Genomic DNA, 26,806 nt, shown 5'->3' with positions numbered 1-26,806 from the left:
TGTTCACGCGTTCGCAAAGAAGGGTCATGGCTGGATGCCGCTGACGATGGCCGCGGTGGCCGTCAGGCCGTCGCGGATGGTCGGCGCCATGCTGGAGCCGGCCAGATAGAAGCCCAGCAGGGCGCAGACGATGGCGTGCGAGATCTTCAGCGCCCCGTTGCGCAGGAAGACCACCGCGAGGATCACGAGCAGCAGGACCACAGAGATCGAAACGGCCATGGAAGTACCTCCTCCGCCACGCGACCGCGGCTCACGGCCGTCAGTGTGGCGTAGCGGAGGCGGCGTCCGGGCCTCAGACCTGTGCTCCGAACGGGTGTTACTTGTCCGGGTTTTGCTCTGCGGCGGTCAGCCGCGGTGCGCGTCGAGGAACGCCTCGAGCCCGGCGAGGTCGTCGGTGTTGAGGTGGTCGACGCCCGCGGCGAGCAGCTCGCCCCAGACGGCGTCGCGCTGCGGCCCCGGGAGGTCCGGCGTCGCCCAGAACCGGACGCGCTGTCCGCGCGCGTGGGCCTGCGCCACGATGCCGCGCAGCTTGTCCCGTTCGGCCGGGGGCATCGGTCCCGTGCCCTGCCAGCCGAAGTTGACGAACCAGTTGTCGCTGATCAGCGGGATCAGGGAGGCGGGGGCCGCGGTGGCGAGGTCGGTCAGCCGGCCGTCGTAGAAGGCCTGCCGGACGCGCTGCGCCTCCATCGGGGCGCGTGCCGCGCGGTCACCGGAGACGACCGCGGTGATCGCGCCGCGGCGGACCTTGCCGTGGGCGTACGTCGTGAACAGGTGCCGGTACGGCCGCAGCTGCCGGTGGAGTTCGGCGTAGGTCGACGCGCCCTCGGTCTTGATGTCGATGAGCAGTTGGAAGGGGGTGCGGTGGTGGCCGCCGTACACGGAGCCGTGGTGGGCACGCACTCGGGCGGCGAGCGGCTTGAGGTAGAGCGATTCGAGGGTGCGGGTGGGGTCGAGGTCCACCGGGTCGTGTGCGACGAGGAGCTGTCCGTCGACGAGGTAGATGTCGGCCTCGACGCTGTTGAAGCGGTGGTCGAGCGCGTCGAGGAGGGGCCTGGGGTGCTCGTAGTCGTTGTGGGCGTGGGCGCGGAGCAGTGGCCGGGGGTGGCGGCCGCGCTCGTTCGCCTGCGCGTACGCGGGCAGCGCGATGCCGCCGGCGAGGGCGGCGCCGAGGGTGGTGAGGGCTCTGCGACGGGTGGTGAGGGCCATGTCTGCCTCCCGGGCTGGGTCGGGGCGGCGTCGGGTGCGACGCGCGGATGCGACGACGGGCGGAACCACAGTGAGTATGCGGCTCCGCCCGGCCCTGGAGCCCCCGCCGGTACGGGAGTTGGCGCTGTCGACGCCGGACGTTCACGCGCGGCCGCCGAGCGCCTCGGGGTTGGCGCAGTGCGCCAGGGGCTCGCCGCGCAGGAAGCGGCCGACCTCGTCCGCGACGATCCGGGCCGCCTTGTGCGCCACTTCCTGGCTGGCGCCTGCGACGTGCGGGGTCATGACGATGCCGGGGGTCTTCAGGAGGCGGGAGCCGGCCGGGACGGGTTCCTCGGGGTAGACGTCGAAGGCGGCGCCGGAGAGCTGCCCGGCGTCCAGGGCGTCGCAGGCGGCGTCGTAGTCGAGGAGGGCGCCGCGGGCGCAGTTGACGAGGACGGAGCCGCGGGGCATCTTCGCGAGCTGTGCGGCCCCGATCATGCCGGTGGTCTCGTCGGTCACGCGGGCGTGGAGCGAGACGATGCGGGAGCGGGTGAGGAGTTCGTCGAGGGAGACCTGCTCGGCGACGCCGGCGAGGAGTTCGGGGCGTACGTACGGGTCGTGGACGAGGACCTGGGCGCCCATCGCCGCGAGGACCTTGGCGACGCGGCTGCCGATGGCGCCGTAGCCGATGAGGCCGACGGTGGTGCCCTCGATCTCTATGCCGCAGTTGTCGTAGTCGTAGTGGTCGCCGCGCCAGACGCCCGCGCGCAGGTCGGTGTGGGTGTCGCCGACGCCGCGGGCGGCGGCGAGGAGCAGGGTGAGGGTGTGCTCGGCGGTGGCGACGGCGTTGCGCCCCGGCGCGTTGCAGACGGCGACGCCGTGGCGGGTGGCGGCCGCCAGATTGACGTTGACGGGGCCGCCCCGGCTGACGCACACCAGCTTCAGGTCGGGACAGGCGGCGAGGACGCGTTCGGTGAGCGGTGCCATCTGGGTGACGCAGATCTGGACGCCCTGGAGCGCCTCGATGAGTCCCTCCTCGGTGCCGGAGGCCTCGTCGACCTCGGCGACCGGCCCGAAGGGGGTGTGCGGCCAGGGCAGGGTGATCTCGCGGACGTCGACGGCGCCGGTGTCCGCGGTGGCGGTGCGGACCGCGTCGGTGAGCAGGCGCGGGAGGACGAAGTGGTCGCCCGCGGCGAGGACGGTGGTGCTCATGGGTGCTTCTCTCCTGGGTGGGGGGTCAGGGGGCGGGTACGGGAGCGCCGGCGGCCGGCGCGTTGAGGCGCAGCAGTGCCATCCGGCCGTCGGTCAGCCGCAGTTCGGTGAGGGCGCCGTTGTGGAGGGCGGGGAAGACGCGCCGGTAGTCGGCGAGCGGGATGCCGAGGCCGCGGCAGAGGACGAGGCGGACGAGGGTGGAGTGGGCGACCACGAGGACGCGCCCGTCGGGGAATGCGGCGGCGGCGTCGAGCAGGGCGGTGTGACCGCGCTCGGCCGCGGTGCGCGGGTCCTCGCCGCCGGGCAGGTGGTGGGCGACCGGGTCGCGCAGGAACGCGGCGAGCTCCTCGGGGAACCGTTCGCGCATCTCGTCCCTGGTCAGCCCCTCCCCCTTGCCGAAGTCGAGTTCGACGAGCCGTTCGTCGACGCGCGGGGTCAGGCCGAGGGCGCGGGCCGCGGGGTCCGCGGTGTGCCGGGCGCGGCTCAGCGGGGAGCTGACGACGGCGTCGATCTGTTCTCCGGCGGCCCACGCGCCGAGTGCGGCGGCCTGGCCGCGGCCGTGCGGGGTGAGTTCGACGTCGGTGCGTCCGGCGTAGCGGTTGCCGTCGTGCCAGACGGTCTCCCCGTGGCGCACGAGGATGAGGTCGGTCACTGGTCTGCCCTTTCGGAGGTGCCGGGGGTGCGGCGGGCGCGGTGGTGCGCGTGTGCGGCGACGGCGGGGTCGAGCCAGCCCCGGCCGGACAGCGCGTCGACGAAGGCGAGGTAGACGGGTGTCCAGCGGGCGGTGCGCGCCGGGTCGGGGAGGATCTCCTCGCCGGTGCGGACCATGGCCGCCGCGGCGTCCCGCACGTCGGCGCCGCTGGAAGTGGCGGCGAGCACCGCCATGCCGACGGCGCTCTCGGCCTGTTCGGGGAGTTGGACGGAGCGGCCGAGGACGTCGGCGCGGAGCCGGTTCCAGTAGGGGTTGCGCGCGCCGCCGCCGGTGAGGGTGAGCGGGCCGTCGACGGGGGCGCCGATCAGGTCGAGGTAGTCGAAGCAGAGCCGTTCGACGCAGGCGACGCCGAGGAGGTGGGCGTGGAAGCGCTCGGCGTCGTCCGCGGGGTCGCCGAGGGTGAAAGGCCGGGCGTCCGGGGCGCGGAAGGGGAAGCGTTCACCGCCGGTGGAGACCAGCGGGTAGGCCACCGCGTCGGACGCGGAACGGCTCGCGCGGGCGGTGAGTGCGGCCAGGTCCGCGCCGGGGAACTCGCGGGCGAGGACGCCCGCTCCGCTGCTGGAGGCGCCGCCCGGCAGCCAGCTGCCGCCGGGCCCGCGGTGGCAGTAGACGACACCGCCCGGGTCGCGCACGAGGCGCGGGCTCGCTCCCTTGAGGACGAGGGTGGTGCCGAGGACGGAGTTCCAGGCGCCGGGGGTGAGGGCGCCGGCGCCGATCTGGGCGGCGCAGCCGTCGGTCATGCCGGCGACGATGGCGGTGCCCTCGGGGATGCCGGTCGCGGTGGCGGCCTCGGGGCAGACGGTGCCGAGGAGGCTTCCGGGACGTACGACATCGGGCAACAGCGTGGCGGGGACGGCCAGTTCGGCGAGTTCACGCTCCGGCCAGCGCTCTTCGACGAGGTGGTAGCCGGTCTTCAGGGCGTGGCTCGCGTCGCTCGCCACCTGGTGTCCCGCGAGCCGCCAGGTGATCAGGTCGGGCTGGTGGAGCAGCCGGACGCCCGTGCCGGCCGCCGCGGGTTCGTGGTCGAGGAGCCAGAGCAGCTTGGGCAGGGCCCAGGAGGGCTGCATGGAGCGGTAGCCGAGCTCCCGCCAGAGGCCGGCGCCCGTCTCGTTGGCGCGGGCGGCCTGCTCGGTGGCGCGCCCGTCGTCGTACATGAGGCCGGGCGTGAGCGGCGCCCCAAAGGCGTCGGCGAGGAGGATCGTGCCGGAGGTGGCGTCGATCGCGAGGCCGCGGATCCGTTCGGGGTCGATGCCGGCGAGCGCCTCGCGGCAGGCCTCGGCGAGCGCGCTCCACCACTGTTCGGGGTCCTGTTCGTGGCGGGTCCCCTCGCGGTGGCCGGTGAGCGGGCGGGAGGCGGCGGCGAGCACTTGGCCGGTGGAGTCGACGGCGACGCAGCGGGCGCTCTGGGTTCCGAGGTCGAGGCCGAGCCAGACGGCGTCCGGGGGCAGTTGGCCGCCCTGGGGTGGTGGTTGGTCAGGCACGGTGTGCTCCTTGCCGGGGGGTCGTTCGGGGTGCCGTTCGGGGTACGGGCACGGGGGTGGCCGCGGCGGTCCAGCCGGCGTCGCGGGCCAGGGCGCGCCAGGTGAGGAACTGTTCGTGGAGAGCGGCGTAGTACGCGGAGCGCTCCGCGTCCGGCTCCCAACTGGTCTGCATGCGCACGTACTTGGCGGCGGCACTGTGCATGCTGGACTCGGCGCCGCTGAGCACGAGGCCGGTGAGGAAGGCTCCCTTGGCGCCGAGTTCCGTGTCGCCGGAGCGGGCCGTCGGGACGCCGGTCGCGTCCGCGATGAGCGCGCACCACTCGGCGCTGTTGGCGCCCCCGCCGCACAGCCGCAGCTCGGTGACGGTGGTGCGGGAGGCGGTGAGCGAGTCGCGCAGGACCAGGGAGAGTCCGTCGAAGACGGCGCGGGCCATGTCGGCGGGGGTGTGTTCCAGGGAGAGGCCCCAGAAGGCGCCGCGGGCGCGCGGGTCGAGGAACGGCGCCCGTTCGCCCGCCGGGGAGAGGTAGGGCAGGAACGTCAGGCCGCGGGCCCCTGGCCGCGAGGTGAACGCCAACTCGGCCAGCTGCGGGGGGCCTTCGAGGTGGAGCAGCCGTGCGGCCCAGGTGAGGACCTCGGCGCCGTTGAGGGTGGGGAAGGCGCGCAGGACGCGTTCCCGGCCGCGGTAGGCGATGTTGATGCCGGACGGCTCGCCGCTCGTGTCGATGTCCTTGCGGACGATCTCCGTGCAGAGCGTGGTGCCGAGGATGCCGCACGCCTGGCCCGGGTTGACGACGCCCGCGCCACGGGCGGTGGAGGCAATGTCGTACGGCGCCATGACGACGGGCAGCCCGGCGGGCAGGCCGAGTTGGGCGGCGGCCTCGGAGGTGATCTCGCTGATGCGCTCGTGCTCGCCGAGGACCTGGGGCAGCAGACGGGCGCAGGAGGTGAGGCCGAACAACTCGACGATGGCGGGGTCGTAGTCGCCCGTCGTGTGGTCGAGGAAGGGGGCCGACGCGTCGGACTCGTCCATGGCGGTGACGCCGGTCAGGCGCAGGAACAGCCAGCCCGCGGCGGTCAGACAGGCGGCGGAGCGGGCCAAGCGCTGCGGGTCGTGGGAGCCGAGCCAGCTGAAGAGGGCGTTGGGCATGCCGCTGCAGGTGAGGGAGCCGTTGCGGCGGAAGGCCTCCTCCAGGACGCCCTCGCGCTCCCAGCGGATGAGGATGTCGCCGGCACGGCCGTCGGACCAGAGGATCGCGGGCCCGGTGGGGCGCCGGGCGGCGTCGACGAGCCAGGCCCCGTCGCCCTGCGCGGTGAACGTCACCAGCCAGACGGGGTCGGTGATGTCGGACAGGGCGTTGCGGACGGTGTAGACGACGGTGTTCCACACGGTGTCCATGTCCTGCTCGGCCCAGCCGGGGTGGCGACGGTGCACCTCGGTGGCGAGCCGGGAGACGGCGAGTTCGTTGCCCTGGTCGTCGAAGACGACCGACTTGATCATCGTGGTGCCGACGTCGATGGCGAGTACGGACATGGGTTCACGGTCCCTTCGGGGCGGACGCGCCGACGGATTCCCCGGCGTCGGTGGGAAGCGGCTGTGGCAGGCGTACCGCGGAGTCGGCGGCGGGGGTAGTGGTCCGCAGCGCCAGGGTGAGCAGGGCGCTGACCGCGTGGAGCCCGGCGAAGATCCATACGACGCCGCCGACCCCGAGCGGCCCGCGGAAGAGACCGACGACGAGGGGGCCCACGAAGGTGGAGGCTCCGGCACCGAGGTTCAGCGCGGCCATGGCCTGGCCCTTGTGGGCGGGGGCGATGGCGGTCATCAGGGCGGAGAGGGGGACGTATCCGGAGAGCGTCGCGCCGTAGAGGACGGCGACCAGGACGCAGAGGCCGTACCGCTCACCGGCCGCGGACGGGACGTAGTACAGGGCTAGGGTGGAGAGGGTGCAGCCCGCGCCGCCGAACCAGGCGACGGTGGTGCGCCACCCGACGCGGTCGCCGACGACCCCGAAGAGGAGGTTGGTGACGATGTTGGTGGCGAACATGAGGGCCAGCAGCCGCAGCCACTGCGCGTCGCTCAGGCCGACCTCCTCGACGAACCAGGTGGGCAGCATCACCAGGAAGCCGAACTGCGAGGCGGTGTTGAGCATCCTGACCGCCGCTCCGGCGCCCACCCGTGGCTCGCGGGCGAGGATCGTCAGGCTGCCGGCGAGCCCGGCCAGCGGGCTCTCCCCGGCCGGCGCGAGGCGCGCGGCGCCGGTGGGTTCGCGGATCAGCAGGAGCGGCACGAGGCCGCCGGCGACGACCACGCCGAGCGCGGCCCACAGGGTGCCGAGCTCCCCGATCTGCGGGATGAGGAGGCTGGCGACGAGCGACCCGAGAGTGGGGAGCCCGGCGGAGAACGCGGACCAGAACCAGCCCATCGCGCTGCCCATCTGCCGCTGCGGGGCGACGGCCGCGATCCAGACGAGGAAGGCGTACGCGAAGAGGGGGAAGGCGAGTCCGCGCAGTCCGTAGCCGAGGAGCAGCAGCGGGTACGCCCGGCTCGGCACCGCCACCGTCAGGAAGAAGACATGCGTGACGGCGAAGGCGGTCAGGCCGAACCACATGACGCGGCGCGGTCCCCACAGGTCGGAGAGCGCGCCGGCGAACCAGGCGGCGACGGCGCCCGTGACGCCGTACACGGTGAAGACCATCGCGACGTCGGAGGCCGGGATGCCGAGGTCCTCCAGGTACGGCGCGAGGTAACCGGCCTCGATGCCGACGCCGGTCATGAAGATCAGGAGCCCCGGATAGCCCCAGGCGAGGGCGGGCGGTATGCCGAGTCGTGTGAAGACGGAACTCGGGGTGTTCGTCATGGGGACTCCCCTGCGGCGAGGGCGGCGGCGGGTGCGGGCAGCTCAGAGCTAACAGTTGGCCGAAATCCGCCGTCAATGATCTGCCGGGTTCTCCCGTGACGAGGGTCTTTCGCCGTGTGAGGAGTTGCCGGGTCACCCCGTCCCGAGCTGCGCGGCGCCGCCGTGGCCGCTCCGACGGCGTGTGAACTCCATGAGATCATCACGCACGGACTTCACACGGCCTGCGGGCCGCGCGGCGCACGGAGAGACGGAGAGGGGAGAGCGGCATGGCGACGGCGGACCGGGCGGACGTGCGTGAGGCACGGCGGGGACGCATCCGCGAGTCGGTGGTGGCGAACGGCTTCGTGCGCGCCGCGGACCTCGCCGATGAGTTCGGCGTCAGCCTGATGACGATCCACCGCGACCTGGACTTCCTGCAATCCCAGGGGTGGCTGCGCAAGGTGCGCGGCGGGGCGACGGGACTGCCGTCGGCGCAGTTCCACGGCAGCGTCGCCGAGCGCATGTCGACGATGGCGCGGACGAAGCAGCAGCTGGCGCGCGCCGCCGTGCGGGAGCTGGTGCCGGGGCAGACGGTGCTGCTCGACGACAGCACGACGTGCCTGCATCTGACGCGGCTGCTGACCGAGCGCACCCCGCTGACGGTCATCACCAACTCGCTGCCCGCGATCACGGCGCTCGCCAAGGAGCCGGGCGTCTCGCTGATCGCGCTCGGGGGCAGCTACTTCCCGGCGTACGACGCCTTCATGGGGCTGCACACCGCCGACAGCGTGGAGGCGTTCCGGGCGGATGTCCTCTTCATGTCGACCACGGCGGTGACGCGCGGCCGCTGCTATCACACGTCGCCGGAGACGGTGCAGGTCAAGCGCGCCATGATGGCGGCGGCCACGCGCCGGGTGCTGCTCGCGGACCACACCAAGTTCACCCGCGACGGGCTGTACGCGCTGGCGCCGCTGTCGGACTTCGACCTGCTGGTGGTGGACGACGGTCTCGCGCCCGACGAGGTGGGGGCGGTGCGGCGGGGCGGGACCGAGGTGCGGGTGGTGCCGCGGGGCTGAGGAGCGCCGCTCGGCCGTCGACGGTGGCGCGCAGGGCGATTCCTCGATGCCCGCCGGACCGGGCCCCTACGGTTCGCCGGCCGCCCGGCCGGTCAACTCGTCCCAGTGGACGGTGCGGTCGCACCACCGCTCCAGGAGCACGCGGTCGTGGCCGACGGCCAGCAGTCCGGCGCCGCTTTCGGCCCGGTACTCCTCCACGACGTGGACGAGCGCCGCCGTCGTCGAGGCGTCCAGCATCGCCGTCATCTCGTCGCAGATCAGCCAGCGCGGGCGGAGCACCAACGCGCGTGCCAGGCAGGCGCGTTGCAGCTGGCCGTCGCTGACCTCGTGCGGGCGGCGGCCCAGGAGGTCCTTGCCGAGACCGACGCGGGCCGCCAGTTCCCGGACCGCGGTCTCCGCTTCGCGGCCGCGGCCCACCGCCCGCAGTGGTTCGGCGATCAGGGCGGTGAGGGTCAGGCGCGGGTCGGCGGAGAGCCTCGGCTGCTGGAAGACGACCCCGAACGCGGTGCGCTGCTCGCGGGGCGCGCGGTGGCGCCAGCCTCCCGCGGCCTCGCCGTCGACGACGACCTGCCCGGCGTCGGGGCGGTGCAGCAGGGCGGCGACCCGCGCCAGCGTGGACTTGCCGCAGCCGCTGGGGCCGAGCAGGCCGACGGACTCACCGGCGGCGAGGGTGAGGTCGACGTCGCCGACGACGGGGGCGCGGCGGTCGTATCCGGCCGTGATGGAGCGCAGTTCAAGCACGGGGGGCCTCCAGCACGTCCGCGTGGGGGTGGTGGCAGGCCGCCCCTCCGGTGAGCGCGGGCAGCGTGCGGCACGCCGCGTCGGCCCGGTCGCAGCGGGCCGCGAACGCGCATCCCTCGGGGAGCGCGGTCAGTTCGGGCGGCATGCCGGGGACGGGCGTGAACTCCCGCTGGGGCAGGGCGTTCAGGAGGCCGCGCGCGTAGGGGTGCCGTGGGCCCGGCGTACCGAAGAAGCCGGTGGCGTCGGCGAGTTCGACGACGCGGCCGGCGTACATCACGGCGACGCGGTCGGCGATCCGTTCGGCGGCGGCCAGGTCGTGGGTGATCAGGAGCAGCGCGCGGTCGTCGCCGACGTGCCGGCGCAGCTCGTCGACGGTGCGGTCCACGAGGTCCCGGTCGAGGCCGGTGGTCGGTTCGTCGGCGAGCAGCAGCGGCGCGTCGCCGATGAGGGCGAGCGCGGTGGCGGCGCGCTGGGCGAGGCCGCCGGAGAGCTCGTGCGGGTAGCGGTCGAGGTGGCCCGCGGGGAACGCGGCGCGTTCGGCGGCCGCTTCGGCGGCGGCCCGCAGCCGCGGCCCGCGCACCCCGGCGAGTTCGCGCAGGGTCTCCTCCAGCTGGGAGCGCACGGTGCGGACCGGCGTCAGATGGGCGGCGGGGCTCTGCGGTACGAGGCCGACGCGGCGCCCCCGTACGGTGCGGGCGAGGGTGCGCTCGTCGGCGGTGAGAAGATCCAGGCCACCGATCAGCGCGCTCCCGGCGGTCTCCGCGTTCTCCGGGAGCAGGCCGAGGAGCGCGGAGGCGAGCACGGACTTGCCGCAGCCGCTCTCGCCGACCAGGGCCAGGCACTCGCCCGCCGCGAGGTCGAAGGTGGCGTCGGTGACGGCGGAGACATGGGTGCCGCCGCGCATGCGGAAGCGTACGGAGAGACCTTCCACGGAGAGGACGGGGACCGTCACAGCATGAGCTCCGATCGGCGCCGGGGGTTGATCCGTTCCCGCCAGGCGCCCGCGAGGCCCGCGATCGCCAGGGTGGGCACGATGATGAACAGGCCGGGGAAGAGGGTGGGCCACCACTCCCCCGCGAGCAGCGAACCCCGGGCGCTCTGCACGAGGGTGCCGAGGCTCGCCTGGTGGGTGGGGAGTCCGAGGCCGAGGAAGGAGAGCGCGGACTCGTGCCAGATGGCGTGCGGCACCATCAGGACGGCGGCGAGCCCGGCCTGCGGCAGGACGCCGGGCAGCAGATGGCGCACGGCGACGCGCAGCCGTGAGGCGCCGCCGGAGATCGCCGCGTCGACGTAGGGCCGCGAGCGCAGGGAGAGGACCTCGGCGCGCACGATGCGGGCGGTGGAGAGCCAGTGCGTGAGGGCCACGGAGACGACGACGGGCCAGACGCCGGGCCGGAACATCGCGACGATGAAGATGCCGAGCAGCAGGTGCGGCACGGAGGAGAAGACGTCGACGAGCCGCATCACGATCCGGTCCACCCATCCGCCGGAGGCCGCCGCGAGGGCGCCGACCGCGGTGCCGATGACGGTGGCGACGACGGCCGCGACGACGCCCACGAGGAGCGAGACCCGCAGTCCGTAGACGCAGCGAAGCAGCAGGTCGCGGCCGACGTCGTCGGTGCCGAAGGGGTGCGTCCAGGACGGCGGCCGGAGCTTCGCGGCGAGGTCGACGGCCTGCTCGTCGAGGTCGGCGAGCGGCGGTACGACGAGGACGGCGAGGACGACCGCGGCGACGATCACCGCGGAGGTCCGCACCCGCCACGCGCGCGTGGAGCGGCGCACGCCGCCCCGGGCGCGCCAGACGATGTCAGCCATCGAAACCCACCCTCGGATCGGCGAGGCCGTACAGGAGGTCGGCCACGAGGTTGCCGAGCAGGACCGCGGCCGTGGCGAGCGCGGTCAGCGCGGCGAGCAGCGGGAAGTCCACGGCGGTCGCGGCCTGCACGGTGGCCGCGGCGATGCCGGGCCAGCTGAAGACGGTCTCCACCAGGAGCGCCCCGGTGATCAGTTCGGGGACGCGCGAGCCGATGAGCGTGAGGACCGGCAGCATGCCGGAGCGCAGCGCGTGGCCGAGGAGCACGGTGCGTTCGGCGAGGCCACGCGCGCGTGCCCCGCGCACCGGGTCGTCGCCGAGCGCGTCGCCGACGCCCTGGCGGACGTACAGCACGAACCAGGGCAGCTGGGAGACGGCGAGGACGCCCGCGGGGAGCACCAGATGGCGTGCGACCTGTCCGGCCGTCACGGCCGAGCTGGCCGTGTCGGTGAGGCCGCCCGACGGCAGCACGCCGAGCTTCAGCGCGAAGAACCAGACGGCGAGCAGGCCGAGCCAGAACGGTGGCGCGGCTTCCAGGGTGTAGGCGAGGGAGGTCACGGCGCGGTCGACCCAGCCGCCGGGCCTGCGGGCGGCGAGCACGCCGAGGGCCGTGCCGAGCAGGATGGCGACGAGGAACGCGGTCGCGGCGAGCAGCACCGACCAGCCGACGCGTTCACCGATGACGTCGGCGACGGGCTGGCGCAGGGTGGTCGAGTCCCCGAAGTCGCCCGAGAGCGCCGAGGTCAGCCACTCCCACCAGCGGGCGGCGAGCGGCCGGTCGACGCCGAGGTTGGCGCGCAGCTGCTCGAGGTTCTCCTGCGAGGCGGTGAGCCCGGCGGTGCCCGCGTACGCCTTGACGGGGTCGAAGGGCGAGGCTGCGGCGACGGCGAAGACGCCGAAGGTGACGACGAGCAGCACGGGCACGGCGAACAGTGCCCGCCGTCCCGTGAGCCGGGCCATCGGACCCCAGGGAAGGCGGCGGCGTGCCGTCTTCCCCGGGGCCCCGGGTATCGCGGTGGTCACTTCTTCGGCTGCCAGTCCTCGACGTTCCACCAGGGGCCGGAGGCCAGGCCGTGGTCGTGCGGCTCGACCTGCGTGCTCAGGTCGCCGAACTTCTTGTCGACGACGTAGAGGTGGTCGATGTGCGTGAGGAAGGTGTAGCCGGGGTCCTTCACCAGCTCGCGCTGGATGGTGTCGTAGGCGGCCCGGCGCTCGGCATGGTCGCCGCTCTTGCGGGCGTCCTCCAGGGCCTTGTCGACCTTGGGGTTGTCGTAGTGCGCCATGTTGTTGAAGCCGTCGCCCGCGAGGGAGGACTTCAGGAGGGTGTACTGGTCGAAGTCGGGGTCGGCCGGGGAGCCGCCGCCGGCGAGGACCGCGTCCTTGGGCATGCGCGGCTCGATGACCTCCCACGTGCCGGACTGCACCTGCACCTTGATGCCGAGCTTCTTGGCGTCGGAGGCGTAGGCGAGGGCGTGGTCCTGGCGGAGCTTGTCGCCGGAGAGGTACCAGAGCGGGAAGGCCGCCTTGACGCCGTCCTTCTCGCGGATGCCGTCCTTGCCCGGCTTCCACCCGGCGTCGTCGAGGATCTTCTTCGCCCTGCCGGCGTCGAACTTGCGCTCGGTGCCCTTGGTGAACCAGGGGCTGTCGGTCGGGACGGGCCCGTAGGCCTCCTTGCCCTCGCCGTACAGGATGGAGTCGACCATGGCCCTGCGGTTCACGCCGACGTCGAGGGCGCGGCGGACGGCGGTGTCGCCGGCGACCTTGTTGCCGGTGGGCAGGGTCACCACGCGGTAGTCGAAGGTCTTGGCGGCGTACGTGTTCTTGCCGCTGTCGCCCTTGTACTTCTTGGCGAGGTTGGGCGGCAGGATCGCGCCGTCGAGCTCACCGGCGTCGAGCCGGGTGGCGCGGACGTCGTCGTCCTTGATGATCGCCATGGTGAAGTTCTTGATCTTCGGCGCGCCGCCCCAGTAGTCGGGGTTGGCCTTGAAGGTCAGCTTCTCGCCCTTGGACCACTTGACCAGCTCGTAGGGGCCGGTGCCGATCGGCTTGGTGGTGAAGGCGCCGTTGTTCACGTCCTGCTTGCCGGCGATGTGCTCGGGCGCGATGGGCAGCACGGTGCGCTCGGCGAACGGCGCGTAGGGGTACTTGAGGTGGAAGACGACGGTGTCGTCGCCCTTGGCCTCGACGCTCTTGAGGGCGTCGAGCTCGGTCTTGGAGGCGTTGTTGGTCTTCTTGTCGAGGATCGTCTCGTAGGTGAAGACGACGTCCTTGGCGGAGAAGGGTTTGCCGTCGCTGAACTTGACGCCCTTGCGCAGCTTGTACGTGTAGGTCTTGCCGTCGTCGGCGACCTGGGGCAGCGCGGCGGCGAGGGCGGGCCTGAGCTTCATGTCGGCGTCGTGCATGAGCAGCCCGTCGAAGATCTTCGAGTTGCCGTCCTTGCCGTAGCCGAGGAGGGGGCTGAGGGTCTCGGGCTCGTACGCGATGCCGACGACCGCGGAGTCCTTCGCGCCGCCGTCGCCGTCGCCGGGCGCCGAGCAGGCGGAGGCGGCGATCGCCATCGCGGCCGCCGTCGCCACCGCGCCCGTGCCCCGTATCGATCGGGCCCTCATGCTCCACACCCCTACTGAAGATCAACCGTTATTGCGAACAGTTCGCAATTATGCACTACGTAATGGGGGCGTAAAACGCGCAGCCCGCACCTGGTAGGTGCGGGCTGCATCGAATTCGGTGGTGGGGCGCGGCGCCGTCGGTCAGGGCGCCCGGAGGTCGACCAGCTCGGCGACCGCCTCGCGGTGGCGGCCCGCCGTGCCGTAGGCGATCGAGTCCGCCTTGGCGCGCTTCAGGTAGAGGTGGACGGGGTGTTCCCAGGTCATGCCGATACCGCCGTGCAGTTGCAGCGCCTCCTCGGCGGCGTGCACCGCCACCGGCGCGGCGCAGGCCTGGGCGAGGGCGGCCGCCAGGTCGGCCTCGGCACTGTCCGCGGCGAGGGCGTCGGCGGCGTTGCGGGCGGCGGCACGGAGGTTGACGGTCTCCAGCCACAGCTGGGCCAGCCGGTGCTTGAGCGCCTGGAAGGAGCCGACCGGGCGGTTGAACTGGTGCCGCTCCTTGGTGTAGCGGACGGTCTCCGTCAGGCACCAGTCGGCGACGCCGAGCTGCTCCGAGGCGAGCAGGGCGGCGCCGGCCCGCAGACCCCGCCGTACGGCCGCTTCGGCGTCCCGCGTCAGCTCGCGGCCGCGTGCCGCGTCGAAGGTCACCGCGGCGAGCGGCCGGGTGAGGTCGAAGGAGGTCTGCGCGGTGACGGTGACGCCGTCCTGCGCCGTGTCGACCGCGTAGAGCGCGCCACCGGCCGGGACGAGCAGCACGTCGGCGCCGGCCGCGTCCGCGATCCCGGTCAACCCCCCGTGCAGGGCGCCGTCTTCCGCGCGTACGTCCCGGTGGGGGCCGCCGGGGGCGACGGCGAGGCCCACCGCGAGCGCGGCCACCGTGCGGCCGGAGGCGAGCGCGCCGAGCAGCCCGGCGGCCTCGTCGCCGCCGCAGGCGAGCAGCGTCTCGGTGGCGACGACGGCACTGGTGAGGTAGGGCACGGGGGCTACCGCGCGCCCCAACTCCTCCAGGACGACGGCCACTTCACGGTGCGTGGCGCCCTGACCGCCCAGCTCCTCGGGGACGAGGAGCCCGGCAAGGCCCATGCCCTCGGTGAGCGCCTTCCACAGCTCCGGGTCGTACGGGGTGTCGCTCTCGGCGCGGGCGAGGACGGCGGCGGCGTCGCACCGGTCGGCGAGCAGCCCCCGCACGGCCGCGCGCAGCGCCTCTTCCTCTTCGGAGTAGAGCAGGTCGCGCTGTTCGCTCTGTGTCATCAACGGGCCAGGTCCTTCCAGGCGACGTCCTTGTCGGTGCGCGGCTCGGCGGGCAGGCCGAGGACGCGCTCGGCGACGATGTTCAGCAGGACCTCGCTGGTCCCGCCCTCGATGCTGTTGCCCTTGGAGCGCAGATAGCGGTAGCCCGCCTCCCGTCCCGTGAAGTCGACCAGCTCGGGCCGGCGCATCGTCCAGTCGTCGTACAACAGCCCTTCCTCGCCGAGGAGTTCGACCTCCAGGGCGCTGATCTCCTGGTTGAGACGGGCGAAGCCGAGCTTCATGCCGGAGCCCTCGGGGCCAGGCTGCCCGGCGACGAGCTGCTGGCGCAGCCGCTCCCCGGTGAGCCGGGCGACCTCCGCGTCGACCCAGAGCTTCAGCAGACGCTGGTGCAGGTCACAGGTGCGCAGTTCGGGGCGGTCTCGCCAGGCCGCGGCGACCGGGCCGATCATGCCGCCCTCGCGCGGGATGCGCATGCCGCCGATGGAGACGCGCTCGTTCATCAGCGTGGTCTGGGCGACCTTCCACCCCTCGCCGACCTCGCCGAGGCGGTGCGCGTCCGGGATGCGCACGTCGCTGAGGAACACCTCGTTGAACTCGGCCTCGCCGGTGATCTGGCGCAGCGGCCGCACCTCGACGCCCGGGTCGGTCATGTCGCACACGAAGTACGTGATGCCGCGGTGCTTGGGCAGGTCCGGGTCGGTGCGGGCGATGAGGATGGCCCAGCGGGCACTGTGCGCGCTGGAGGTCCACACCTTCTGGCCGTTGACGATCCAGTCGCCGGTGGCCTCGTCGCGGACGGCGCGGGTGCCGAGCGCCGCGAGGTCGGATCCGGCGCCCGGCTCGCTGAAGAGCTGGCACCACACCTCCTCGCCGGTCCACAGCGGGCGCAGGAAACGGCGCTTCTGCTCGTCGGTGCCGAAGCCGAGGATCGTCGGCGCGGCCATGCCCAGGCCGATGCCGATGCGGCGCGGGTCGTTGTCGGGGGCGCCCGCGGCCTCCAGTTCGGCGTCCACGACGGCCTGCAGGGAGCGCGGCGCGCCGAGGCCGCCGAGCCCTTCGGGGTAGTGCACCCAGGCGAGGCCGGCGTCGAAGCGGGCCGTGAGGAAGTCGGCGCGGTCCACCGCGGCCGGCGGGTGCGCGGTGAGCAACTCCTGGGTACGGGCGCGCAGTTCTGTCGTGTCGGTCATGCGGCACCTCCGTGCGGGAGGACGACGACCCGGCCGGTGGTGACGCCGTCGGCGACGCGCTGCACCGCGGCGGCGCCGTCGGCCATCGACGCGCGCTCGCTCACCAGGGGCTTGATGGCCCCCTTGGCGGCGAGCCCGGTCAGCTCGTCGTGGCAGCGCAGGATCAGGCCCGGGTCCTTCGTCTTGTACAGGCCCCAGTGCAGGCCCACGATCGAGTAGTTCTTGACGAGGGCGTGGTTGAGCGCGGGCGAGGGGATGGCGCCGCTGGCGAAGCCGATGACGACGATGCGGCCCTCGAAGGCCACGCACTTGGCGGACTTGGTGTAGGCGTCGCCGCCCACCGGGTCGTAGATCACGTCGGCGCCGCGGCCGCCGGTCGCCTCCTTGACGGCGCCGATGACGTCGTCCGTGTGCCGGTCGAGGACGAGGTCGCAGCCGAGCTCGCGTGCGACGCGGGCCTTCTCCGCGCCGCCGACGACCCCGATGACCTTGGCGCCCGCCGCCTTGCCGAGCTGCACCGCGGCGCTGCCGACGCCGCCGGCGGCCGCGTGCACCAGGAGGGTCTCGCCCGCCTGGAGGCGGGCGCGGTGGTGCAGGCCGAACCAGCCGGTCTGGTAGCCGATGTGGAGCGCGGCGGCCTCCGCGTCGTCCAGCGCGTCCGGGGCGGACAGCAGCGCCGCGCTCTCCGCCACGGCGTACTCGGCGAGCCCGCCGTACGGCAGCACCGGGTTGGCGATCACGCGCCGCCCGTCCTCGGTCTCGCCGCAGATCTCCATGCCGGGCGTGAACGGCAGCGGGGGCCTGACCTGGTAGTGGCCCCGGCAGAGCAGCGCGTCCGGGAAGTTGATGTTGGCGGCGCGCACCTTCAGCAGCACCTGCCCCTCGTCGAGCGGGGGGCGGTCCACCTCGGCGAGGCGCATCACCTCGCCCGGCTCGCCGTTCTCGTGCACTTGCCATGCCTGCATGCGGGGCCTCCACGGGGCTGTCGTAGACCGGGCTCGTCCGCATACTAAGCGGTCGCTTGCCCCGAAGGGAACAGTCCCGCCCGCCCCTCAGTCCGCGTCCCCCTTGCGGGTGGGGCGCGCCCGTACGTGCATCCGCTCCCCCTGCGGCCCGAAGAGGCTGATGTACTCCGCGCCCGCCTCGCTCGTGGCCCCGAACCAGTGCGGGACCCGGGTGTCGAACTCCGCGGCCTCACCGGGTCCGAGCACCACGTCGTGGTCGCCGAGGATCAGGCGCAGCTTCCCGGAGAGCACGTAGAGCCACTCGTACCCCTCGTGGGTCTGCGGCTCCGGCGCCGGTTTCGCCCGTGCGGGCTCGACCACCTTGTACGCCTGGAGGCCGCCGGGCTGCCGGGTCAGCGGGAGCATGGTGCGGCCGTGCCGCACGATCGGCTTGGCGCGCACGCGCGGGTCGCCGACGGGCGGGGCGCCGACCAGTTCGTCCAGCGGGACCTGGTGGGCGCGGGCGATGGGCAGGAGCAGCTCCAGGCTGGGTCTGCGATGGCCCGACTCCAGCCGGGAGAGGGTGCTCACCGAGATGCCGGTGGCAGCGGAGAGCCCGGCGAGGGTGGCGCCGCGCTCCTTGCGGATCCGGCGCAGCCGGGGACCGACCTCGGTGAGGACCTGGTCCATCGACTCCGGGTCCGCCGTCTCGTTCTCACTCATGCCGACATCATGCAGGAATTTGCGGTACCGGCAAAGGGGTTTGTCGTTATCGCATGAGAGGCTCCGGGGCCGCCCCTGCCCGGCCGGCGGCCCTCTCCCCCGCGCCGAACGTCACCGCGCAGTGCGCCTCCACCGTGTCCGCGAAGGCCCGGACCAGCGGCGACAGGGCGTCCCACCGGCGCACGGCCCAGCCGGTCCACAGGGCGGGCAGGTCGGGGATGGGGATGAGGCGCAGGCCGGGATGGGCGGGGCCGTGCCAGGCGGGCAGGTCGGGGACGATGGCGTGGCCGAGGCCGAGTTCGGCCAGGAGGATCGCGGTGTCCCAGTCGGCGACGCTGGTGTCCGAGGTGAGAGCGGTGCCGGACGCGGCGAGCCAGGCGTCGAGGCGGGAGCGGGACGTGGCGTTCTCGGGCAGGGCGATGAGGCTGATCTCTGCCAGGTCACCGGCGTCGATACGGGACTTGGCGGCGAGCGGGTCGGCCGCTGCCACGGCGAGGACCCAGGGCAGCTCGACGACGGGGCGCTGCTCGATGCCGCGCACGGGCTCGCCCAGGGTGATCCAGGCGAGGTCGAGGCCGCCCGCGAGGAGGGCGTCGAAGCAGCTGCGGCTGGAGTGCGTGGTCTGGAACTCCAGGCTGACGTTGGGGTGGTGGCGGCGGAAGTCGACCACGGCGGTCGACATGAAGTGGCGGACGGTGGTCGACCCGGTGGTGATGCGCACCGAACCGGCCTCGCCCTGCACCAGATCGCGCAGCCGGCGCAGGGCGTGGTCGATGTCGCCGAGTCCCCCCGCCGCGGCGGTGTGCAGGAGCCGGCCCGCCTGGGTGGGCACGACACCGCGCGGGTGGCGCTCCAGGAGCGCGACGCCCGTCTCGCGCTCCAGGCGCTTGATGTGCTGGCTCACCGCGGACTGGGTGCAGGTGAGATCGCGGGCGACGGCGCTGAGGCTGCCGGAGCGGCAGACGGCGACGAAGACGCGGAGGTCGTCGAGGGTCATGGCAGCTGAAGTTACAGCTTGGGGGTGGGCAAGGAAACCCGAGGATTGACTTGAGTACGGGACGGGCGGGACGATCTTCTCGGGCCCAAGGGCGGCAACCCGGCCGGGCTCCGGTACCGCTCCGGACGGTGCCGGGGTGCGCGCCGGGTGCCGACCCTCCTTTACCTGCGCCGTTCCCCGTCAACTCCCCGCCCCTGCCGGTGCCGTGCCCCCATCCGTGCGGCACCCGTCTCCGCGCCCTGCCCGGGAGGCAGTTCATGACCGGTCCCCCTGCCGTCGATCCCGCCCGTGCCGCGCGCCTGCTCCTGTGCGAACTGGGTGCCGGGAGGCTGGACCACCCCGGCGGCACCCTCCTGGCCCACCTCGACCGCGTCCATCGGCGGCTCGCCGAGTGGGGCGCCCGCCCCGCCCTCCAACTGGCCGGTCTCTGCCACGCGTTGTACGGCACGGACGGTTTTGCCCTGTCGCTGGTGCCGCTCGACGGGCGCGCCCGGATACAGGAGCTCGTCGGCGAGGAGGCCGAGGCCCTCGTGTACCTCTACGCGAGCTGCGACCGCGCGGCCACGTACCCGGCACTCACGGGTCCGGCGACCCTCTTCCGGGACAGGTTCACCGGCCGCACCTTCACGCCCACGCCGTCCCGCCGGGCGGACTTCGCCGAACTCACCGCCGCCAACGAACTGGACATCGCCCGCGTCGACGCCGACTTCCGCACGCGCCACGGACCAGGCCTGGCCCGCCTGTTCACCCGCCTCGGCCCGCTCCTGAGCCCCGCCGCCCGGCAGGAGTGCGAGGACGTCCTCGGCGGCGCGTAGGCACGCGGGCATGGAGGTTTCGTCCCGTACGAGGTATCGATGCGCGCATGACGGACCACGGAGCGGACGGCGGGACGGATCGAGGTGCCGGCGAGACCGGTGGAACGGATGGCCCGGACAGCGCGCTGCCCGGGCTCCCGTCCCCTCCCCCGCTGGGGGCGTCCGCGCTGCCGCCCGGCACGTACGACGGGACGGTGGTGCTCGTCACGGGCGGCGGGACGGGTCTCGGCAAGGCGGTCGCGGCGGAGTTCGCGCGGCTCGGCGCCGACCTGGTGATCGCGAGCCGCAAGGAGGACCGGCTGCGGGCGGCGCGGGACGAACTGGCGGCGCTGGGCGGGCGCGTGACGGCGGCGGTCTGCGACATCCGGGACGCCGGTCGGGTCGCGGAGGTCTTCGACGCGGCGCAGGCGGCATACGGTCTGCCGGGCGTCCTGGTGAACAACGCGGCCGCCAACTTCCCCGTGCCCGCCGAGGAGATGTCGCCGGGCGCCTGGCGCGCGGTCGTCGACATCACGCTCACCGGCACGTTCCTGATGACGCGTGAGTTCGCCCGGCGCCATCTGGCGGCGGGCACCCCCGGCTCGGTCATCGACGTCGGGGCGTCGTACGCCTGGACCGGTGGCCCCGGCTTCGCGCACAGCGCGGCGGCCAAGGCCGGGGTGAAGAGCATGGTGGAGACCCTGGCCGTGGAGTGGGGGCCGTACGGCATCCAGGTCAACGGTCTGGTGCCGGGGCTGATGCCGCACGACGACATGACCGACGACATCCGCGGCAACCTCGACCGGGCCCGGGACAAGGCCGCCCGCCAACCCGCCCTGCGCGTCGGCCTGCCCCGCGAACTCGGCTGGGCGGCGACGTTCCTGGCCTCACCGTACGCCCGCTTCATCACCGGCCACACGCTGGTGGTCGACGGCGCGAACTGGCAGCGCCGCGGGCTGGTGAGTCCGCCGATGGTGACGGTGCGGGAACAGCTGGGGCGGGGGGAGTTCGAAGGGTGACGCCCCGGGGGACACTCGCCTCCCGCACCCGCCTCGCAGGCGCCATCACTTCCCTCGCAGGCGCCGTCACTTCCCCTCGAAGGACGCCGCCCGGCCCGCCCCTTTCGCCCCGTACCCCGCCCTGGAGTCCTCCGACGTGAGCGTGATCGCCGCGTTCATCGCGACGCGGTCGAGCGCGCCCGCCATCCCTGCGTCGGCGTAGGCGTCGATGCCGCGTTTGATGCCCCGCACGGCGAGCGGCCCGTTCGCCGCGATCTCGGCGGCCAGGGACCGGGCCGCCCCCGCGAGCTCCGCGCCGGGGACGACCTGCTGGACCAGCCGGAGCCGCTCCGCCGTGGCCGCGTCGATGCGGCGCCCGGTGAGCGCGAGGAGCTTGGCCCACCCGGCACCGGCCTCGCGGGCGATGCGCAGGTCGCCGCCCGCGTCCACGGCGACGCCGAGGGTCGCCTCGGGCAGCGCGAAGACCGCGTCGTCCGCGGCGATCCGCACGTCCGCCATGAGCGCGAGCTCGAAGCCGAAGCCCAGGCAGTAGCCCTGCACGGCCGCGACGACCGGCTGCGGCAGCCCGGCGAAGGCGCGGAAACGCTCGTGGACCCAGCGCATCGCCTCATAGGTGTTGTGGGTGCGCTCGGCGCCCGAGCGGCCCGTGATCGCGCCGCCCGGGGCCGTGATGTCGATGCCCGCGCAGAACGCCCGGCCCTCCGCCCGCAGCAGCACCGCCCTGATGGAGTCGTCGAAGCGGATGCGGTCGGCGAACAGGCCGAGTTGGCGCGTGGACTCCCAGCTCCACGCGTTGAGCTTGCGGGGGCGGCAGAGGGTGAGGATGCCGAGCCCGTCCTCGACGTCGAGGCGCAGCCGCTCCGCGCCCTCCGGGATCTCCGTGCCGGTCGTGTCGATCATCCGCGCCCCGCTCCCCGCGCCGCCGGTCCTGATGGGCCGTCAGGTTACGGGCGGGGGCTCACCGACTGAAGACCTCGAACGCGACCGCCGGCTTTCCGCCGAAGCGCGGCGCCACGGCCTGCGCGTTGCCCGTCAGGAACGTCCGGCAGTACTTCTCCGGGTCCTCTTCGGTCAACGCCTCGATGTACGTGCGGTGTTCGAGGAGCGAGGCCACCGAGCGCTCAAGACCGGCCGAGGCGTCCACGGCGTGCGTGGGCGTCGCCGAGCCGGCCACGGCGACCCACCGCACGCCGTTCCACGGCTCCAGGCCCTGCTCCTCGATCAGCTCCGGGAAGATCCAGCGGTTGCCGGCGTCCGCCGCGGCGTCCAGTGTGGCGCGGCCGACCGCCACGTGGTCCGGGGTGTTCCAGGCCACGCCGCCCCAGGTGTCGCGGTGGTTGAGGGTGATGACGAGTTCGGGCCGGTGCCTGCGGATGGCGGCGGCGATGTCGCGGCGCAGCGCCGTGCCGTACTCGACGACGCCGTCCTTGTGGTCGAGGAACTCCACGGCCCGCACGCCGACGACGGCCGCGCTCGCCCGCTGCTCCCGCTCGCGCAGTGGCGCGCAGGTGGCGGGGTCGAGCGTGGCGATGCCCGCCTCGCCGCGCGTCGCGAGGACGTACGTGACGTCCTTGCCGGCGTCCGTCCAGCCTGCGATCGCCGCCGCGCAGCCGTACTCGAGGTCGTCCGGGTGAGCGACGACGGCGAGCGCGCGCCGCCAGTCCTCGGGCATGGGAGTGAGCTGGTCGGCGGGTGTGGCTGAAATCTGCTCGGTCATGATCCTCACCTTATCGCCGGGGCCCGGCCGGCCCCGGCCCGATTTCCGCCGCCCGGCCGAGAATTGAGGGCCGGGCGGCGGGCGCCGGGCGGCCTCTATGCCTGGCCGCGCGCCAGCGCCAGCAGCCGGTCGAGGACGCGCGGTCCGCTCACGCGCAGCCCGTCGTGCTCGTACTCGTCGGTGACCCAGGTCCGCAGGCCGCGGATGGTGCGGGCGGTGCGCAGGGAGTGTTCCGTGTCGACGTACAGGTCGTCGTGGTAGATCGCCGCGGCCACCGGCACCTCGTTCGCGGCGAGGCGCCCGGTGTCGTACAGGCGCGGCCAGTCGGTGCGGGCGGCGAGCAGGTCCGCGGTCTCGCGCAGGGGACGCAGCGCCGGGTCGCAGTCGAACATCCAGCGCTGCACGGCCTCGCCCGTGAAGAGCAGCGGCGCGTCGCCCGCGAGGGACTTCTCCGGGTCGAACTCCGGGAATTCGGCGCGCACCCGCTCCGCCGCCCAGGCGGTGGGCCGCTCGTCCTGGCCGTAGATGGACTCGTGGAGGACGGCGAAGAGCGGCACGCTCGCGTACGAGAGCACGGACCGCACGTCCTCCTGGAAGGCGTCGGAGAGCGCGGGCCCGGACGGGGTCCGCACGAAGGCGTCCTCCAGGAGGTAGTGCAGCCGGTGGCTGCCGTCGCCCGAGCCGAGCAGCATGCCGAGGGACTGGAAGGCCGGGACGGTGAGCCGGTAGCGGCCGGCGATGACCGGCTCGTGCTCGGCGATGTGGGCGGCGATGCGCCGGGCCCGCTCGACGTCCTGCGGGTAGCGGGCGTAGTGCGCGGCGCTCTTGCGGGCCATGCGCGGGTAGGCCGCGCGGTAGACGTCGTCGGCGTGGCCGTCGAGCGTGGGCAGGCCGCCGGTGATGAGCGCGGTGGCCAGCCCCTCGGGCGCGGCCGACAGGTAGTGCGTGGCGCAGAACCCGCCGAAGCTCTGCCCGAGGACGGTCCAGGGCGCGCCGCCCGTCACCTCGGGGCGGATGGCCTCGCAGTCGCGGACGATGGAGTCGGCGCGGAAGCGGGCCAGGTAGTCGGCCTGTTCGCGGGGGCCGCCGCGCAGCGGGAGCGTCTGGCGGTTGGCGGGGGTGGAGTTGCCGGTGCCGCGCTGGTCGAGGAGGAGGACGCGGAAGTCGGCGAGGGCGCGGCCGAGCCAGGACTCCGTGCCGTGGAAGCGGGTGGCCGCGCAGCCGGGGCCGCCCTGGAGGTAGACGAGCCAGGGCCGGTCCGCGCCGCCCGGATCGGCGGATACCGCCTCGCGGGCGAAGAGCTCGATCCGCTCCCCCGTCGGATCGTCGTGGTCGAGCGGCACGCTGAAGCGGCGGTCGGTGAGGACGACTCCCGGCTGGCGGTACGTGACGGTCAAGGCTGCTCCTGGGCGAGGCTCGGTATCCGGCGGAAGGGGTACGGATCTTCCCTCCCAGTCCAGCACACCCGGCCGGGCGGCCTGCCCCGGGATCTCCACTGCCGGGCCGGCCGGGGGGCGGGGGCGCTCGCCGGCCCGACATGAACCGGACGCCTCCCGCGGCGCCGCACGCCCGCGTACGCTGCACCCATCCGATGACCGACGAGGAGGAACCCGCGATGCGCGTCGCCCTGTTCCTGACCTGTGTCAATGACACGCTCTATCCGGACACGGGCCGCGCGGTGGTGAAACTGCTGACCAGGCTGGGAGTTGAGGTCGACTTCCCGATGGCGCAGACCTGTTGCGGGCAGGCGCACTACAACACCGGCTACCGCCACCAGGCGGAACCACTCGCCCGCTATTTCTCCGATGTCTTCGCCTCGGACGAGTACGACGCGGTCGTGACGCCCTCCGGATCGTGCGCGGCGATGGTGCGCGAGCTGTACCCGCGCATGGGCGAGCGGGCGCGTGCCGAGGGCCGCGGCGAGGACCTCGCCCGCGCCCTCGCGCCGGTGGTGCCCAAGACGTACGAGCTCACGGAGTTCCTGGTGGACGTCCTCGGCGTCACCGACGTCGGGGCCCACTACCCGCACAAGGTCACCTACCACCCGACCTGTCACGGCCTGCGCGCGCTCGGCCTCGGCGAGCGGCCCGTCCGGCTCCTGCGGGCCGTCAAGGGGCTCGAACTGGTGGAGCTGCCCGGCGCCGAGGAGTGCTGCGGCTTCGGCGGCACGTTCGCCGTCAAGAACCCCGACGTGTCGGCGGCGATGGGAGCCGACAAGGTGCGCAACGCCGAGTCGACCGGGGCCGAGGTCCTGTGCGCGGCGGACAACTCGTGTCTGATGCACATCGGCGGCACGATGGCCCGGCTGCGCACGGCCGTGCGGCCCGTGCACATCGCGGAGATCCTGGCCGGTACGGAAGAGGAGCCCCTGTCATGAGCGGCGGCACATTCGTCGGCATGCCCGCCTTCCCCCGCGCGGCGCGCGAGGCGGTCGGCGACACCACGCTGCGGGCCAACCTGCGGCACGCGACACACACCATCCGCGACAAGCGGGCCCGCGCCGTCGCCGAGCTCTCCGACTGGGCCGAGCTGCGCGAGGCGGGCAAGCGCGTCAAGGACCACACGCTGCGCCATCTCGACCGCTACCTCGTGCAGTTGGAGGAGTCGGTCGTACGGGCCGGCGGCACCGTGCACTGGGCGGCCGACGCCGACGAGGCGAACCGCATCGTCACCGGCCTGGTCAAGGCCACCGGTGAGACGGAGGTCGTCAAGGTCAAGTCGATGGCCACCCAGGAGATCGGCCTCAACGAAGCCCTGGAGGCCGAGGGCATCCGCGCCTACGAGACCGACCTCGCCGAACTCATCGTGCAGCTCGGCAGGGACCGCCCCTCGCACATCCTCGTCCCCGCCATCCACCGCAACCGCGGCGAGATCCGCCAGATCTTCGAGCGGGAGATGGGCAGTTGGGGGCGCCCGGCCCCCGCCGGGCTCTCCGACACGCCGGCCGAACTCGCGGAGGCGGCGCGGCTGCACCTGCGGGAGAAGTTCCTGCGCGCCAAGGTCGGCGTCTCCGGGGCGAACTTCATGGTCGCCGAGACCGGCACGCTGGTCGTCGTCGAGTCCGAGGGCAACGGCCGGATGTGCCTCACCCTGCCCGAGACGCTGATCTCCGTCGTCGGCATCGAGAAGGTCGTCCCGTCCTGGCGCGACCTGGAGATCTTCCTCCAGACCCTCCCCCGCTCCGCCACGGCCGAGCGCATGAACCCGTACACGTCGATGTGGACGGGCACCTCCGACGAGGACGGCCCCACCGCCATCCACCTGGTCCTGCTCGACAACGGCCGCACCGACACCCTCGCCGACGAGGTGGGCCGCCAGGCCCTGCGCTGCATCCGCTGCTCGGCCTGTCTCAACGTGTGCCCGGTGTACGAGCGGGCGGGCGGGCACGCGTACGGCTCTGTCTACCCGGGTCCGATCGGCGCGATCCTCAGCCCGCAGCTGCGGGGCACCCGGAGCGAGATCGACGCCTCCCTGCCGTACGCCTCCTCGCTCTGCGGGGCCTGCTACGACGTGTGCCCGGTCGCCATCGACATCCCCGAGGTCCTCGTCCATCTGCGGGAGCGCGTCGTCCAGGGCGGCGAGGCCACCCGTGACGGGAACAGGGTGAGGCTGAAGCCCGCCAAGGGGCACGCGGCGGAGCGGGCGGCGATGCGCGCGGCGGGACTGGCGTTCGCGCGGCCCGGGGCGATGCGCGCCGGCCAGCGGCTCGCCGCGCGCACCCGGCGGTTCCATCCGCGCACCCTGCCGGGGCCCGGGCAGGCGTGGAGCGCGACCCGCGAGCTGCCGAAGGTGCCGACGGAGCCGTTCCGCGACTGGTGGCAGCGGACGAACGGCGGCAAGGACGACGCGGAGGGCGGCAAGTGAACAGCAGGGACCGGATCCTGGGCCGGGTGCGCAGGGCGCTCGCCGACGTGCCGGACGACGACCCCACGTACGAGAGCGCGGTGAGCCGCGGGTACGCGCGCGAGCACGGCGTCCGCGACACCGAGGAGACCGTCGGCCTCCTCGCGGAGAACCTGGCGGACTACCGCGCGATCGTGCACCGCGCCACCCGCGCGGAGCTCCCGACGACGCTCATGCGGCTGCTCGCGGAGCGCGGTGCCGCATCGGTGCTGGTGCCGCCGGAGCTGCCGCACGGCTGGCTGGCCGAGGCGGGTGCGGTGCTGGTCCACGACCGCGCCGCGCTCACGGCCGGGCAGCTCGACCGGGTCGACAGCGTCGTCACCGGCTGCGCCGTCGCCGTCGCCGAGACCGGCACGCTCGTTCTCGACGGCTCCCCCGACCAGGGCCGCCGCCGCATCACTCTCGTCCCCGACCACCACATCTGCGTCGTACGGGTCCCCGACCAGGTCGTCGCCTCGGTGCCGCAGGCCCTCGAACGGCTGGACCCGGCCCGTCCGCTCACCTGGATCTCGGGCCCCTCCGCGACCAGCGACATCGAGCTCGACCGGGTCGAGGGAGTGCACGGTCCGCGCACCCTTGAGGTGGTGCTGATGAGCGGCGAGTGACGGGCG

26 protein-coding genes are annotated in these 26,806 nt (G+C 73.6%); 6 read left to right on the top strand and 20 right to left on the bottom strand.

Translation table 11 applies throughout. The annotated features are described in order from the left end of the window. Window positions 1-24: 24 nt before the first annotated feature. From ACZ7DY_RS16390 to ACZ7DY_RS16360, 7 genes are all read right to left on the bottom strand, one after another. Window positions 25-219, bottom strand: a complete 195-nt coding sequence (locus ACZ7DY_RS16390; RefSeq protein ID WP_471135459.1) for a hypothetical protein — start codon at window positions 217-219, stop codon at window positions 25-27. A gap of 126 nt (window positions 220-345) precedes the next feature. Beyond that, window positions 346-1,206, bottom strand: a complete 861-nt coding sequence (locus tag ACZ7DY_RS16385) for a phosphatidylinositol-specific phospholipase C/glycerophosphodiester phosphodiesterase family protein (protein ID WP_471135456.1) — start codon at window positions 1,204-1,206, stop codon at window positions 346-348. Between the two features lie 141 nt (window positions 1,207-1,347). Beyond that, on the bottom strand, window positions 1,348-2,397 hold the full coding sequence (locus ACZ7DY_RS16380; RefSeq protein WP_471135453.1) for a 2-hydroxyacid dehydrogenase: 1,050 nt from the start codon (window positions 2,395-2,397) through the stop codon (window positions 1,348-1,350). A 25-nt stretch (window positions 2,398-2,422) separates the two neighbouring features. Continuing rightward, on the bottom strand, window positions 2,423-3,049 hold the full coding sequence (locus ACZ7DY_RS16375) for a histidine phosphatase family protein (RefSeq protein ID WP_471135450.1): 627 nt from the start codon (window positions 3,047-3,049) through the stop codon (window positions 2,423-2,425). Continuing rightward, window positions 3,046-4,590 carry an FGGY-family carbohydrate kinase gene (locus ACZ7DY_RS16370; protein WP_471135448.1) on the bottom strand — a complete coding sequence of 515 codons (1,545 nt, stop codon included), beginning with the start codon at window positions 4,588-4,590 and terminating at the stop codon, window positions 3,046-3,048. The genes ACZ7DY_RS16375 and ACZ7DY_RS16370 overlap by 4 nt, the downstream gene beginning before the upstream one ends. Then, window positions 4,583-6,121 carry an FGGY family carbohydrate kinase gene (locus ACZ7DY_RS16365; RefSeq protein ID WP_471135446.1) on the bottom strand — a complete coding sequence of 513 codons (1,539 nt, stop codon included), beginning with the start codon at window positions 6,119-6,121 and terminating at the stop codon, window positions 4,583-4,585. Before ACZ7DY_RS16365 ends, ACZ7DY_RS16370 begins: the two co-directional genes overlap by 8 nt. Before the next feature lie 4 nt (window positions 6,122-6,125). After that, on the bottom strand, window positions 6,126-7,445 hold the full coding sequence (locus ACZ7DY_RS16360) for an MFS transporter (protein ID WP_471135445.1): 1,320 nt from the start codon (window positions 7,443-7,445) through the stop codon (window positions 6,126-6,128). Between the two features lie 266 nt (window positions 7,446-7,711). Here ACZ7DY_RS16360 and ACZ7DY_RS16355 point away from each other — a divergent pair, with 266 nt between their 5' ends. Continuing rightward, window positions 7,712-8,500, top strand: coding sequence for a DeoR/GlpR family DNA-binding transcription regulator (locus ACZ7DY_RS16355; RefSeq protein ID WP_471135442.1), 789 nt, complete (start codon window positions 7,712-7,714; stop codon window positions 8,498-8,500). A gap of 66 nt (window positions 8,501-8,566) precedes the next feature. Here the strand turns inward: ACZ7DY_RS16355 and ACZ7DY_RS16350 are convergent, their stop codons facing one another. The 10 genes from ACZ7DY_RS16350 to ACZ7DY_RS16305 form a co-directional block, all read right to left on the bottom strand. Beyond that, complete coding sequence (locus ACZ7DY_RS16350; protein WP_471135439.1) at window positions 8,567-9,241, bottom strand: ABC transporter ATP-binding protein; 675 nt, start codon at window positions 9,239-9,241, stop codon at window positions 8,567-8,569. Then, complete coding sequence (locus ACZ7DY_RS16345; protein WP_471136679.1) at window positions 9,234-10,145, bottom strand: ABC transporter ATP-binding protein; 912 nt, start codon at window positions 10,143-10,145, stop codon at window positions 9,234-9,236. Before ACZ7DY_RS16345 ends, ACZ7DY_RS16350 begins: the two co-directional genes overlap by 8 nt. A 44-nt stretch (window positions 10,146-10,189) precedes the next feature. After that, complete coding sequence (locus ACZ7DY_RS16340) at window positions 10,190-11,056, bottom strand: ABC transporter permease (RefSeq protein WP_471135437.1); 867 nt, start codon at window positions 11,054-11,056, stop codon at window positions 10,190-10,192. Further along, window positions 11,049-12,014: an ABC transporter permease gene (locus ACZ7DY_RS16335; RefSeq protein ID WP_471135434.1), complete on the bottom strand. Its 966-nt coding sequence runs from the start codon at window positions 12,012-12,014 to the stop codon at window positions 11,049-11,051. Before ACZ7DY_RS16335 ends, ACZ7DY_RS16340 begins: the two co-directional genes overlap by 8 nt. Window positions 12,015-12,073: 59 nt before the next feature. After that, window positions 12,074-13,663, bottom strand: coding sequence for an ABC transporter substrate-binding protein (locus ACZ7DY_RS16330; RefSeq protein ID WP_471135431.1), 1,590 nt, complete (start codon window positions 13,661-13,663; stop codon window positions 12,074-12,076). 141 nt (window positions 13,664-13,804) lie between these two features. Further along, window positions 13,805-14,911, bottom strand: a complete 1,107-nt coding sequence (locus ACZ7DY_RS16325; protein ID WP_471135429.1) for an acyl-CoA dehydrogenase family protein — start codon at window positions 14,909-14,911, stop codon at window positions 13,805-13,807. Beyond that, the gene (locus ACZ7DY_RS16320; RefSeq protein WP_471135427.1) at window positions 14,911-16,098 is read right to left on the bottom strand and encodes an acyl-CoA dehydrogenase family protein; all 1,188 of its coding nucleotides are present in this window, start codon (window positions 16,096-16,098) and stop codon (window positions 14,911-14,913) included. Before ACZ7DY_RS16320 ends, ACZ7DY_RS16325 begins: the two co-directional genes overlap by 1 nt. Next, complete coding sequence (locus ACZ7DY_RS16315) at window positions 16,095-17,063, bottom strand: NADPH:quinone oxidoreductase family protein (protein ID WP_471135424.1); 969 nt, start codon at window positions 17,061-17,063, stop codon at window positions 16,095-16,097. Before ACZ7DY_RS16315 ends, ACZ7DY_RS16320 begins: the two co-directional genes overlap by 4 nt. An 87-nt stretch (window positions 17,064-17,150) precedes the next feature. Further along, window positions 17,151-17,765: a helix-turn-helix domain-containing protein gene (locus ACZ7DY_RS16310; protein WP_471135421.1), complete on the bottom strand. Its 615-nt coding sequence runs from the start codon at window positions 17,763-17,765 to the stop codon at window positions 17,151-17,153. 46 nt (window positions 17,766-17,811) lie between these two features. Next, a complete protein-coding gene (locus ACZ7DY_RS16305; protein WP_471135419.1) occupies window positions 17,812-18,762 on the bottom strand; it encodes a LysR family transcriptional regulator in 951 nt (316 codons plus the stop codon). A gap of 257 nt (window positions 18,763-19,019) precedes the next feature. Between ACZ7DY_RS16305 and ACZ7DY_RS16300 the strand changes: the two genes are divergently transcribed. Both ACZ7DY_RS16300 and ACZ7DY_RS16295 read left to right on the top strand, forming a co-directional pair. Beyond that, a complete protein-coding gene (locus tag ACZ7DY_RS16300; RefSeq protein ID WP_471135417.1) occupies window positions 19,020-19,577 on the top strand; it encodes a DUF6817 domain-containing protein in 558 nt (185 codons plus the stop codon). Window positions 19,578-19,624: 47 nt separating this feature from the next. Further along, window positions 19,625-20,575 (top strand): SDR family oxidoreductase, encoded by a 951-nt coding sequence (locus tag ACZ7DY_RS16295; protein ID WP_471135415.1) that lies wholly within the window; start codon window positions 19,625-19,627, stop codon window positions 20,573-20,575. A gap of 66 nt (window positions 20,576-20,641) precedes the next feature. Here ACZ7DY_RS16295 and ACZ7DY_RS16290 read toward each other — a convergent pair whose 3' ends face one another. The 3 genes from ACZ7DY_RS16290 to ACZ7DY_RS16280 form a co-directional block, all read right to left on the bottom strand. Continuing rightward, entirely contained in the window at window positions 20,642-21,475 is an 834-nt protein-coding gene (locus ACZ7DY_RS16290; RefSeq protein ID WP_471135412.1) for an enoyl-CoA hydratase/isomerase family protein, read from the bottom strand. 58 nt (window positions 21,476-21,533) lie between these two features. Beyond that, complete coding sequence (locus ACZ7DY_RS16285; RefSeq protein WP_471135411.1) at window positions 21,534-22,292, bottom strand: PIG-L deacetylase family protein; 759 nt, start codon at window positions 22,290-22,292, stop codon at window positions 21,534-21,536. 95 nt (window positions 22,293-22,387) lie between these two features. Then, window positions 22,388-23,689, bottom strand: a complete 1,302-nt coding sequence (locus tag ACZ7DY_RS16280; protein WP_471135409.1) for an alpha/beta fold hydrolase — start codon at window positions 23,687-23,689, stop codon at window positions 22,388-22,390. Window positions 23,690-23,907: 218 nt separating this feature from the next. Between ACZ7DY_RS16280 and ACZ7DY_RS16275 the strand changes: the two genes are divergently transcribed. From ACZ7DY_RS16275 to ACZ7DY_RS16265, 3 genes are read left to right on the top strand one after another with little or no spacing between them, the layout of a single operon-like run. Further along, complete coding sequence (locus tag ACZ7DY_RS16275; RefSeq protein ID WP_471136677.1) at window positions 23,908-24,669, top strand: (Fe-S)-binding protein; 762 nt, start codon at window positions 23,908-23,910, stop codon at window positions 24,667-24,669. Continuing rightward, window positions 24,666-26,156, top strand: a complete 1,491-nt coding sequence (locus ACZ7DY_RS16270; protein WP_471135406.1) for a LutB/LldF family L-lactate oxidation iron-sulfur protein — start codon at window positions 24,666-24,668, stop codon at window positions 26,154-26,156. Before ACZ7DY_RS16275 ends, ACZ7DY_RS16270 begins: the two co-directional genes overlap by 4 nt. Next, entirely contained in the window at window positions 26,153-26,800 is a 648-nt protein-coding gene (locus ACZ7DY_RS16265) for a LutC/YkgG family protein (protein WP_471135403.1), read from the top strand. The genes ACZ7DY_RS16270 and ACZ7DY_RS16265 overlap by 4 nt, the downstream gene beginning before the upstream one ends. Window positions 26,801-26,806: the final 6 nt, after the last annotated feature.

This window comes from Streptomyces sp. NPDC037013 (assembly GCF_055607265.1).
The sequence above is the reverse complement of the archived record's forward strand: the minus strand, read 5'-3'. Positions and strand labels throughout refer to the sequence as shown.